Source organism: Streptantibioticus silvisoli (genome assembly GCF_027947535.2).
Classification (GTDB): domain Bacteria; phylum Actinomycetota; class Actinomycetes; order Streptomycetales; family Streptomycetaceae; genus Streptantibioticus_C; species Streptantibioticus_C silvisoli.
Genome location: NZ_JAAGKO020000047.1, coordinates 59,325 through 69,912 on the forward strand (window position 1 = coordinate 59,325; position 10,588 = coordinate 69,912).

At 74.7% G+C, this 10,588-nt stretch carries 9 protein-coding genes; 5 read left to right on the forward strand and 4 right to left on the reverse strand.

What is annotated here, in order from left to right:
• Positions 1 to 4: 4 nt before the first annotated feature.
• Positions 5 to 667 (reverse strand): ScbR family autoregulator-binding transcription factor, encoded by a 663-nt coding sequence (locus tag POF43_RS26480; RefSeq protein ID WP_271314462.1) that lies wholly within the window; start codon positions 665 to 667, stop codon positions 5 to 7.
• A 114-nt stretch (positions 668 to 781) separates the two neighbouring features.
• Between POF43_RS26480 and POF43_RS26485 the strand changes: the two genes are divergently transcribed.
• Both POF43_RS26485 and POF43_RS26490 read left to right on the forward strand, forming a co-directional pair.
• The gene (locus POF43_RS26485; RefSeq protein ID WP_271323469.1) at positions 782 to 1,792 is read left to right on the forward strand and encodes a ScbA/BarX family gamma-butyrolactone biosynthesis protein; all 1,011 of its coding nucleotides are present in this window, start codon (positions 782 to 784) and stop codon (positions 1,790 to 1,792) included.
• Positions 1,793 to 2,105: 313 nt separating this feature from the next.
• Positions 2,106 to 2,798 (forward strand): HAD family hydrolase, encoded by a 693-nt coding sequence (locus POF43_RS26490; protein ID WP_271314464.1) that lies wholly within the window; start codon positions 2,106 to 2,108, stop codon positions 2,796 to 2,798.
• Between the two features lie 193 nt (positions 2,799 to 2,991).
• Here the strand turns inward: POF43_RS26490 and dhaL are convergent, their stop codons facing one another.
• Complete coding sequence (dhaL, locus tag POF43_RS26495; RefSeq protein ID WP_271314465.1) at positions 2,992 to 3,678, reverse strand: dihydroxyacetone kinase subunit DhaL; 687 nt, start codon at positions 3,676 to 3,678, stop codon at positions 2,992 to 2,994.
• Between the two features lie 4 nt (positions 3,679 to 3,682).
• A complete protein-coding gene (locus POF43_RS26500; protein ID WP_271314466.1) occupies positions 3,683 to 4,699 on the reverse strand; it encodes a dihydroxyacetone kinase subunit DhaK in 1,017 nt (338 codons plus the stop codon).
• Positions 4,700 to 4,950: 251 nt separating this feature from the next.
• Here POF43_RS26500 and POF43_RS26505 point away from each other — a divergent pair, with 251 nt between their 5' ends.
• The 3 genes from POF43_RS26505 to POF43_RS26515 all read left to right on the forward strand — a co-directional run bounded on the left by POF43_RS26505 (position 4,951) and on the right by POF43_RS26515 (position 9,124).
• Positions 4,951 to 6,153, forward strand: a complete 1,203-nt coding sequence (locus POF43_RS26505; protein ID WP_271323470.1) for a nitric oxide synthase oxygenase — start codon at positions 4,951 to 4,953, stop codon at positions 6,151 to 6,153.
• Positions 6,154 to 6,654: 501 nt separating this feature from the next.
• Entirely contained in the window at positions 6,655 to 7,104 is a 450-nt protein-coding gene (locus tag POF43_RS26510) for a type II toxin-antitoxin system PemK/MazF family toxin (RefSeq protein ID WP_271314468.1), read from the forward strand.
• A gap of 436 nt (positions 7,105 to 7,540) precedes the next feature.
• Positions 7,541 to 9,124, forward strand: coding sequence for an FMN-binding glutamate synthase family protein (locus POF43_RS26515; protein ID WP_271323471.1), 1,584 nt, complete (start codon positions 7,541 to 7,543; stop codon positions 9,122 to 9,124).
• A 272-nt stretch (positions 9,125 to 9,396) separates the two neighbouring features.
• Here the strand turns inward: POF43_RS26515 and POF43_RS26520 are convergent, their stop codons facing one another.
• Positions 9,397 to 10,314: a class II fructose-bisphosphate aldolase gene (locus POF43_RS26520; protein WP_271323472.1), complete on the reverse strand. Its 918-nt coding sequence runs from the start codon at positions 10,312 to 10,314 to the stop codon at positions 9,397 to 9,399.
• Positions 10,315 to 10,588: the final 274 nt, after the last annotated feature.

Below are 10,588 nucleotides of genomic sequence, written 5' to 3' on the forward strand. Positions count from 1 at the left end.
GGCGTCAGGGGCGGCCGGCGCCGACCGGGGTACGGTCGGCGCCGGGCAGCGGTCCGCGGGCGCGGGCCACCAGACCGGCGGGGTCCGCCCCGGCCTGCAACGACGGCAGCAACAGCAGCCACAGGTCGGCGAGTTGGTCGACCAGGCCCAGCCGGTCCTGGAGCGCGTCGGAGACGGTGTGCAGGCCGAAGAAGGCGCACACCACCGAGTGGGCGTCGCGGGCCGGGTCGACATGCGGTGCCAGCTCGCCGTTGGAGCGCGCCTGGTTCATCAGCCGCCGCACGGTGGCGATCCAGCCGACGAACGGGGTGGGCAGCGTCTCGTTGATCGTCTTGCGCTCCGCCCACAGCCGGGCGCCGGCCCGCACCACGATGTCGTCGCGGAAGGCGCGCGCCACCGCGAAGCTGAGCCGGACGAGGCGTTCCAGCGCGGGCAGCCGGGCCGAGTCGTGACGTTCGATCAGCTGCGGCCAGGTGGCGAAGTGCGCCTCGACGACGGCGAGCGCGAGCATCTCCTTGCTGGTGTAGTGGAAGTAGACCGCGCCGCTGGTGCGCCCGGACAGTTCGCTGATGTCGCTGATGCTCGTGCCGGCGTACCCGCGTTCGTTGAACAGGTGCGCCGCCGCCTCCAGTAGCGACCTGCGTGTCGCCTCCGCCCGCCCCTGCACGTGGTTGCCCCTTTGTTACGAAAGATCGGCTGTTGGGGGGAATCTAGTGGAAGGGCTTCCGCCTTCCGGCGCCCGGACATGCGAAACGCGCAATATCGGTATTTTCTGCTTTTCATGGACACTGGCGACCGGGCGGTTCTCGCGCCCCTCACGGGTGGGGCGTTGCGCCGGTCTCGGACCGTCGACCGCGAACTGGTGCACCGGGTGTCGGTGGCGGAGGTGCTGCTGACCGACGTACGGCCGTGCGGCGCCGACCGGTTCGAGGCGGCCGCGTGCTGGCCGCGGTCCCATCCGACGTTCCCGCGCGGCCGCGACGACCGGCACAGTCCGCTGGTGCTGGTCGAGACGCTGCGGCAGCTGGGCATCTATGTGCCGCTGACGCACTACGGGGTGGCGCCCGGCGCGCGGTTCCTCATCACCGACCTGGGGTTCGCCGTCGACCCGGCGGCCGAGCCGCGCGCGGGGTTCGGCGCCAGCGAGATCACCTGCCGGGTCGCGGTCGACGAGGTGCGGCGCGGCGGCTCGGGTGCGGTGCGGGGCCTGCGCATGCGGGTGCGGTTCCTCGCCGGCGAGGTGATGTTCGGCCGGGCGTGGGGCGGTTCGCGGTTCCTGGGCGAACGGGAGTACGCGACGCTGCGGAAGGCGGGCGCGGCGGCGCGCGGCGCGGCGTCCTCTGCGGCGCCGGGCGGATCGGCGGCGGACGGCGGGACGCTTCCGGGAGCACGGACGGGGGTGCTTTCGGGGGCGCTTTCGGGGGCGCGCAGTGGTGGCGTACGCCCGGCGCACGCCGCGCTGGACGTGGGGTCGCCGGGGGACGTCGTCCTGGGGCTGGAGGGCGGGGCGCTGGTGCTGGACCCGGCCGATCCGTGGCACCCGTTCCTGTTCGACCACGGCTCGGACCACGTGCCCGGCATGGCGCTGATCGAGGCGGCGCGGCAGGCGGCGGCGGTGCGCAGCGGGGGCGCGCTGCTGCGGCCGGTCTCCGGCGAGTTGCGGGCGCTGCGGTTCACCGAACACGCGCCGTTCGCGCGGGTGGAGTGCGCCGTCTACGCCGGCACGGGCGTCTTCCGCTTCCGCCAGGGCGGCTCCCACACGGCGGTCGGGGTCCTGCGTTACCGCCGATGACCCCGCCACCCGCGCCGGCCTGCGCCTTCTCCGCGGGCCGACGCGCACGCCCCGCGGCACGCACGAAGAGTAGCGGCTTGACTACGTGACGCGCCCAACCTAACGTAACGAACGTTATGTTCCGGAATGTCCCTTCCGGGCAGTATGCGCGCTCACGCGCCCGCGTTCACGCCCCGAAGGCGGTCCCCAGGCCGCCGAAGACCCCGTCGATACCTCGCCCCGCGCGAGAGGGACGGGGCCCAGGCCCCCGCCTCCCCGGTCACCGGGGCCGGTTGCGCGGCCCACCCCTCAAAGAACAGCGGAGAAGGCACTCATGACAGTCCACACCATCACCGACTGGACCCCCTCCGTCGTCGTGTTCGACTGCGACGGCACCCTGATGGACACCGAACGCCACTGGCAGGCGGCCCGGGACACCGTGCTGCTCGGCTACGGCGTCGTCCCGGACCCGGAGTTCGCCGAGCTGTCGAAGGGCGTGCACTACACCGACTGCGGGCGGATGATGGCGCAGTTCGCCGGCCGCCCGGAGTCGACGCAGGCGATGACCGTCCAACTGCTCGACGCGTTCCGGAAACTGGTCGCGGAGAACCCGGTGCCGACCCCGGGCGCGGAACGCATGGTGGCCGGCGTCGCCCGGTTCGCACCGCTGGCGGTCGCCAGCAACTGCCCGCTCGACGTGGTCGAGTCCTGCCTGGAGGCCGTCGGCCTGCTGCGGTACTTCGAGCGCATCGTGGTGCCCGGCGACGGCGTACGCCCCAAGCCGGACCCGGATCCGTACCTCACCGCGGTGCGGGCCCTCGGCGGCGAACCACGTGACGCGCTCGCCGTCGAGGACTCCGTCTGCGGCCTGCGGTCGGCCGCCGCCGCCGGCCTGCGGGTGCTGGGCGTCGGCCCGCGCCCCGCCGACGAGGCCACCGAACTCGCCGACTGGTGGGTCCCCTCGCTGGCCGAGCCGGGCCTCACCGCCTGGGTCGCCGGCCGCATCCCCCGCCAGCCGGTCGCCTGACGGGGGGTCTCGCGGCGGCGGGTGCCGGGGTCGGCGGTGCCGGGCTGCCGGGCGGTGCCGTGGCCGGCGCCCGGTGCGTGGCTGACGGACGGTGCCGTGGCTGACGGAGTTGACGGCGCAATGGCTGACGGACGGTGCCGGGCTGACGGACGGTGTCGGCGGCGCCGCTGACACCGTCCGGCGCCGCCGCCCGTCACACCGCCGGTGAGGCCGGTTCCGCGCCGCCGAGCAGGTCGTCGAGGGAGAGGGAGGTGATGTCGACGGCGGCGGAGAACAGCAGGCCGACGCCGACCGCGCCGGGGTCGGGGATGCCGCTGGCCCGGTCGCCCAGGTAGCTGGCCCGGCCCCGGCGGGCCCGGAACAGCGCGGTGCCGCGCACGCCCTCCCAGGCGGCGTCGGCCGCCGCCGCCAGGGCCACGTCGGGCCGGGTCTTCGCGGGGGCCTCCCGCAGCGCGCGGGCGGCCGGCGCGAGCGCGTCGACCAGTGTCTTGTCGCCGGGTTCGGCGTCGCCGACCCGCTGGATGGCGGCGAGGCCGGCCGCCGTGCCGTCCGCCAGCGCCCGGACCGTCAGCACGTCGCCGTGGTCGGCGGCGGCGCCGGCCAGTTCGGTCAGCAGCAGCCCGAACAGCGGTCCGCTGGTGCCGCCGACGTCGTCGAGGAAGGCGGTGGCGGCGGCGTCCAGCGGGCCGCGGGCGGATCGGTCGGCCGGATCGCGCCGCGCCAGCCGGGCGAGGGCCGACTCCAGGCCGGCCCGCAGGTTGACGCCGAAGTCCCCGTCGCCGGTGCGCTGGTCCAGGTCCGTCAGCCGCTCCTCGGTGGACGCCACGACGGCGGCGAAACGCCGTACCCACGCGTCGGTGAACGCCGCGTCGAACTCCATGCGATCAACCCCTGTCGAGCGTCGTCGCCGGGGACGGCCAGGCCGCGGTGTGCGCCGGGGCGTCGTACAGGGCGAGTGTCTCCCGGTCGGCGTCCAGGAGGGTGAGCGAGAAACCGCGCATGTCGAGCGCGGTGACGAACTCGCCGACCGGCGTACGGCCCGGCACCAGGCCCCGGGCGGTCAGCGCGGCGATGAACTGGCCGAGCACCGCGTACAGCTCCATCCGGGTGACGGACCCCAGTCCGTTGACCATGGCGATCATGGTGGCGCCCGGCGCCGGATCGAGCGCGGTGACCAGGTCGGCGGTCATCGCCTCGACCAGTTTGGCCAGCGGCATGACCGGCAGGGAGCGGTCGGCCCGTTCCCCGTGGATGCCGACGCCGTACTCGATCATGCCGGCCGGCACCTCGAAGGCGGGGCGGCCGGTGGCCGGGGTGTTGTGCGCGCCGGAGGCCACCGAGACGCTGCGGCAGCGGGCCGACGTGCGGGTGCCGAGGGCGACCAGCTCGTCGAGGCCGGCGCCCGCGTCGGCGGCGGCGCCGAGCACCTTCTCCACCAGCACCGTGCCGGCCATGCCGCGCCGGCCGACCGCGATGGACTCCGACTCCGAGGCGATGTCGTCGTCGACCAGCACCCGGGCGCAGCGGATGCCCTGCCGGTTGAGGCGTTCGGCGGCGATGCCGAAGTTGATCCGGTCGCCGGTGTAGTTCTTGACGATGTGCAGCACACCGCCGTCCCGGGCCACCGCGCAGGACGCCTGGAAGATCTGACGGTTGTGCGGGGAGGCGAAGATCCGGCCGGGGCAGGCGGCGTCCAGCATCCCGGCGCCGACGTAGCCGATGTGCAGCGGTTCGTGGCCGGAGCCGCCGCCGGACAGCAGGGCGACCCGGCGGCCGGCGGCCGGACGGCGGGCGGTGAGGAAGCCGTGCTCGGCGTCGAGGTCGACCAGGTCGCTGTGGGCCCGGGCGAAACCGGCCAGTGCGTCGGGGACCAGCGATTCGGTGGCGAAGTACGAGGCCATGGCGGCTCCTGAGTGATCGGTACCGCGGGGGCGGGCCCCGGGGGTCGCTTACGGATCTCTCGTCTGTCCCGTTGGCCCATCGTCGGCGCCCCCGGCCGGTTCGGCAACTCGTACCGCATCGCCCCGTTCCGGCCGGGGGCGCCCCGCTCTTGAACCGCCGGGCCCGGTCGGAAAACATGAGGGCGCCCCACACCCGGCCGGAGACGGATGGTTTCCCCCGCCCGCCCCGCCACAGCCGAGAGAAGAACACCATGCACCACGCCAGAAGCACCGTGTGGCCCGGCGATACCGCCGGACCCGGCGCGGAGGCCGGGTCCGCGGCCGTCGCCGACCACCGGCAGGCCCTGGACTTCCTGCGGCAGTACTTCCGGGAGAACCCGGTCACCCGCGCCGGGGAACTGCGCCGCATGCGGGACGTCTCGTGCGAGATCGAGCACACCGGCACCTACCGGCACACCGGCGCCGAGCTGGCCTGGGGCGCCCGGGTGGCGTGGCGCAACTCCGCGCGCTGCATCGGACGGCTGTACTGGAACAACCTGAACGTGCGTGACCTGCGGGACGTCAAAACGGCCGAGGACATCGCCGAGGGCTGCTTCGAGCACCTGCGCAGCTCCTGGCGCGGCGGCCGCATCCGGCCGACCATCACGGTCTTCCCGGCCGAGCAGCCGGACGGCTCGGCGGTGCGGATATGGAACGACCAGCTGATCAGGTACGCCGGACGGCAGGCCGACACCGGTGCGACCGTGGGGGACGGTCAGTACCTGCGCTTCACCCGGCTCGCCGAGCGCCTCGGGTGGCGCGGCGCCGGCGGGCGGTTCGACGTGCTGCCGCTGCTGATCGAGACGGCGGCGGGCCTGAGCGTGCATCCGGTGCCGGACGACGCGGTGCGCGAAGTACCGCTCGAACACCCGGAGTTCGGCTGGTTCGGCGAGCTGGGCCTGCGCTGGCACGCGATTCCGGCGATATCCAACATGCGGCTGGAGATCGGCGGCGTCCACTACACCGCGGCGCCGTTCAACGGCTGGTACATGCAGACCGAGATCGCCGCGCGCAACCTGGTCGACGCGCACCGCTACGACACGCTGCCGCGGATCGGCGAGCGCATGGGCCTGGACATGTCGTCGGAGCGCACGCTGTGGCGGGACCGGGCGATGCTGGAGCTGAACCGGGCGGTGCTGCACTCCTTCGACGCGGCCGGGGTGTCGCTGTCGGACCATCACACCGAGTCGCGGCGCTTCCTGGACCACCTGGCCCGCGAGGAGCGCGCCGGGCGCAGCTGTCCGGCGGACTGGAGCTGGATCGTTCCTCCGGTTTCCGGCGGTCTGACACCGGTGTACCACCGGTACTACGACGAGGCGGACCTGCGGCCGGCGTTCGTACTGGACGACCCGGCGCGCGAACGCGGCCAGGGCACGTTCCCGGTCCGGTCCGCCGGCGGCTGCCCGTTCTCCTGACGCCTCGCCACCCGATGGGCTGACGTGCCGTCGGGTGCTGACGCGGGGTGGGCCTGGGCCGCCTCCGGTGACGGTTCGCCGGATGGCCGCACGCCGGTTGCGAGGCGCCGGCGGCTGCCCCACGATCAACGGGAGCGTTCCCGGCGCCGACTCGTCGCCGGCCGGATTTCGCGCGTCCGGCCGGCGACGGCATCGATACGGGACGGGGACGCCGGCCCGGGAACGCCCGGCCCCGGCGGCGGGGCCGGGCGCGGTGGCCGTCGCGCGGTGGCCGTCACGCGCGACGGCCGTCGCCCGCGTGCGGGGGAACGCCGTGCGGGCAGGCCGCGTGCGGTGAGGCCGCCGTTCGGGGAGAACGCCGTGCGGTGGGGGCTCAACCGGTGAGGACGCCTCCGCTGACGACGCCTCCGGTGAGGACGCGTCCGCCAGCCGTGGCGCCGCTCCGCGGGTCCGCCGGGTCCGTCGCGCGATGCCGCGTCCGCGCTCCATTAGCCTGTGCGCATGCACGAGTTGACCGACACCGACGACATACCCGGCCGTTACGGGCCCAACGCGACCGTGGAGGTCGACGCGTACGCCGTGGAGGAGGTGCACACCGCCTACGCCCCGCGGCACGACGGCGACCCGGACCCCGGCGAGATCGTGTGGACCTGGGTTCCGTACGAGGAGCGCGACGGGCGGGGCAAGGACCGGCCGGTGCTGGTGGTGGCGCGCGAGCCGCACGGCACGCTGCTGGCGGTGATGCTCTCCAGCAAGGAGCACGAGCACCAGCGCGACTGGGTCCACCTCGGCGACGGGCCGTGGGACCGCGAGGGACGCGACTCGTGGGTGGCGCTGGACCGGGTGATGCGCGTGCACGAGCACGGCATGCGCCGCGAGGCCTGCGCCTTGGACAAGGCACGGTTCAACATGGTCGTCGACAACCTGCGCAAGCTCTACGGCTGGGCCTGACGCCCGCGGCGGGCCCGGCCCCGGGGGCGGCGGCCGGCAACGACTCCGCCGCCGCCTTCCGCGACACCGGCCTGCGGACCACGGTGCGGTCCGGGACCGACCGCCCGCCGAACGTCACGGATCGACCGGGCATCGCGGACCGACCGGCCGACCGGACCTCACGGACCGACCGGGCCCCCGTACCGCGTCCGGCGGGGCACCGGCGCCCCGCCGGACGCGGTACGGGCCACCGCACCGGAGCGGTCCCGGCACGCCCGGCGGGGTCGCCTGCGGAGGCACCGGACGGCTCGGACCGGCGCACCGGAGGGCCGGAGCCGTCGCACCGGGTGACCGGGCATCGCACCGGCGGTGACCCCGGTCCGTCGCACCGGGTGACCGGGACCGTCGTACCGGGTGAGCCTCGCATGAGCGGCGGCGACGGGGACAGACACACCCCATGCGCAGAATCGCCGCCGTCGCCCTCATCGTCCTGTGCGCCGCCGCCCTGGTGGTGGCCGCCGTCCTCGGCTCGCCGTGGTGGTGGTTCGCCGCCGGGCCGCTGCTGGCGGTGGCCCTGCTCGGCGTCCACGACCTGGTGCAGCGACGGCACTCGGTGCTGCGCAACTACCCCGTCATCGGGCACCTGCGGTTCGCCATGGAGGGGCTGCGCCCGGAGCTCCAGCAGTACTTCGTGGAGCGCAACTTCGACGGCCGCCCCTTCGACCGCGACGTGCGCAGCATCGTCTACGAACGCGCCAAGGGCACCGCCGCGGAGGAGGCCTTCGGCACCGAGCGCGACGTCTACGGCGACGGCTACGAGTGGCTGACCCCGTCGATGGCCCCGGTCCGCGTGCCGGAGACCCCGCCGCGGGTGCGGATCGGCGGCCCGGACTGCTCGAAGCCGTACGACATGGCGCTGCTGAACGTCTCGGCGATGAGCTTCGGGTCGCTGTCGGCCAACGCGGTGCTGGCGCTCAACCGGGGCGCGTCGCTGGGCGGCTTCGCGCACGACACCGGTGAGGGCGGCCTGTCGGAGTACCACCTGCGGCCCGGCGGGGACCTGGTGTGGGAGATCGGCACCGGCTACTTCGGCTGCCGCACCCGCGACGGCGACTTCGACCCGGACACGTTCGCCGAGAAGGCCGCGCACGACAACGTCAAGTGCGTCTCGCTGAAGCTGTCGCAGGGCGCCAAGCCCGGCATCGGCGGCGTCCTGCCGGGTGACAAGGTCAACGCCGAGATCGCCCGGGTACGCGGCGTGCCGCAGGGCCAGACCGTCACCTCGCCGCCCTACCACCGGGTCTTCTCCACCCCGCGCGAACTGGTCCGGTTCATCGGCCGCATGCGGGAGCTGTCCGGCGGCAAGCCGGCCGGGTTCAAGTTGTGCGTCGGATCGCGGCGGCAGTTCCTGTCGGTGTGCAAGGCGATGCTCGCGGAGGGCATCACGCCGGACTTCATCGTGGTCGACGGCTCCGAGGGCGGCACCGGCGCCGCACCGCTGGAGTTCGCCGACCACCTGGGCACCCCGTTGACCGAGGGCCTGATCACCGTGCACAACGCGCTGGTGGGCACCGGACTGCGCGACCGCATCCGGATAGGCGCCAGCGGCAAGGTGGCCACCGGCGCCGACATCGTCAAGCGGTTGGCGCAGGGCGCCGACTACACCAACGCGGCACGCGCCATGATGTTCGCCGTCGGGTGCATCCAGGCGCAGCGCTGCCACACCAACACCTGCCCGGTCGGCGTCACCACGCAGGACCCGCGCCGCGCCCGCGCCCTGGACGTCGGCGACAAGTCGCTGCGGGTGCGGCGGTTCCAGGAGGCGACGGTGGCCAGCGCCCAGCAGATCATGGCGGCCATGGGCACCACCGACCCGTCAGGGCTGCACCCCCACATGCTGCGCCGCCGCCTGGGACCGGCCACCGTGACCTCCTACGCCGACCTGTACGACTGGCTGGAGCCGGACGAGCTGATCGCCGCGCCGCCGCAGGAATGGGCGGCGGACTGGGCCGCGGCGGACTCGGACCACTTCACGGTGTGACGGGGGCTGGGGGCTGCGGTGCGGGGTGGTCCTCCGGTGCGGCGGACCACCCTCCGGTACGGCGGACCCCGGTGCCGGGCTTCCGGTGCGGCCGCTTCAGACCCCGCCGCTTCCGGTGCGGCCGCTCCCGGTGCCGGGGGATTGCCGGCCTAGGTGACCGTCCGACCCCGGTGGCCCGCACGGCATGCGCCCGCCCCGCCTCCGCCTGAGCCGCCTCACCGGCAACGTCTGAGTCCCCGACGTCCGAGCCGCCCGACCAGCCCGGCCCCGGCTCACCCCGCGCCGGGGAGGCCGAAGAGCCGGGCGCGGTTCGCGGCGGTGGTGGCGACGGACCGGCGGGCGGATTCCAGCAGGCTCCGGAGGTCGTGGTCGGCGGCACGGGCGGCGGTCAGCGTCGTGCCGAGCGCGGCGAAGGCCGACCGGCGCAGTTCGGCGTCGACGTTGATCTTGGCGACTCCACGCGATATCGCGCCGCGCAGCAGGACGTCGGTGAGTCCGGACGTGGCATCCAGGACCAGCGGAACGGGGACGGCGGCGGCGATGGCGGCGAGCCGGTCGAGGTCGAAGCAGCCGGGACCGCCGACGCCGTGGACGTCACCGGTCTGCACGGCACCGACCTGGACGGCGAGCGCGTCGACGCCGGTGCGGGCGGCGAACTCGGCGGCCCGGCCGGGGTCGGTCATCCGCAGCCCGGCCGGGCCGTCGGGGGTGTCGAGGTCATAGCGGGCCCCGGGAGCGTCGGAGCCGCCGGGGTCGTCGAAGCAGCCGTCCTCGTCGCGGGCCGCGCCGAGCCTCCCCTCCACCCACGCGCCGGCCCGCCGGCCGAGGGCGACGGCGGCGCGGGTGTGCTCGACGTTCTCCTCGAACGGCAGGTGGGAGCCGTCGATCGTGACGGATGAGCAGCCCAGTTCGAGGCAGGCGGCGACCTCGTCGAGTTCGCGGCTGCGGCCGAGGTGGACGCCGATGCGCGACGGTGAGCCGACGACGGCGGCCCGGACCACGCCGAGGAGGGTGGCCCGGTCGACGAACGGGAAGCTCCCGGTGGCCAGTTGGACGATCACCGGCAGCCCGGTGTTCTCGGCGGCGTCGCGCAGCGCGAGGGTGGTCTCCAGGTTGTACGTGGTGAACGAGCCGATGGCACGGCCCTCGGCGCGGGCGGCCACGAGGTCGGCCGCGGTGACGGTGGGCACTGTTTACCTCCGGTGGATCGGGGCGTCCGGCCGTCACGCGGGTGATCGCCGGCGCGGACGCGGGTGACGGGGATGACGCGGTCGGCGGGTCGGCGGAGTCGGGCAAGCGAGCCGCACGGGCGGCGAACCGGCGGGCGCGGACCATGGCGGCGCCCGGGTGGTCGTGGTGGCCGAACCGCAGGGCGTCCGGCCGGCGCCGGGACGGGTCCGGTCAGCGTGGTGGCCGTGCGGGCGAGGTGCTGTGCCGGGGGCGCCTGAACGGTCATCGTGGGGA

What these genes read in the sequence shown, in the direction of transcription:
- POF43_RS26485 (WP_271323469.1), top strand. Translation starts at nt 782, where the DNA reads ATGGACACTGGCGACCGGGCGGTTCTCGCGCCCCTCACGGGTGGGGCG.
- POF43_RS26490 (WP_271314464.1), top strand. Translation starts at nt 2,106, where the DNA reads ATGACAGTCCACACCATCACCGACTGGACCCCCTCCGTCGTCGTGTTC.
- dhaL (WP_271314465.1), bottom strand. Translation starts at nt 3,678, where the DNA reads ATGGAGTTCGACGCGGCGTTCACCGACGCGTGGGTACGGCGTTTCGCC.
- POF43_RS26500 (WP_271314466.1), bottom strand. Translation starts at nt 4,699, where the DNA reads ATGGCCTCGTACTTCGCCACCGAATCGCTGGTCCCCGACGCACTGGCC.
- POF43_RS26505 (WP_271323470.1), top strand. Translation starts at nt 4,951, where the DNA reads ATGCACCACGCCAGAAGCACCGTGTGGCCCGGCGATACCGCCGGACCC.
- POF43_RS26510 (WP_271314468.1), top strand. Translation starts at nt 6,655, where the DNA reads ATGCACGAGTTGACCGACACCGACGACATACCCGGCCGTTACGGGCCC.
- POF43_RS26515 (WP_271323471.1), top strand. Translation starts at nt 7,541, where the DNA reads ATGCGCAGAATCGCCGCCGTCGCCCTCATCGTCCTGTGCGCCGCCGCC.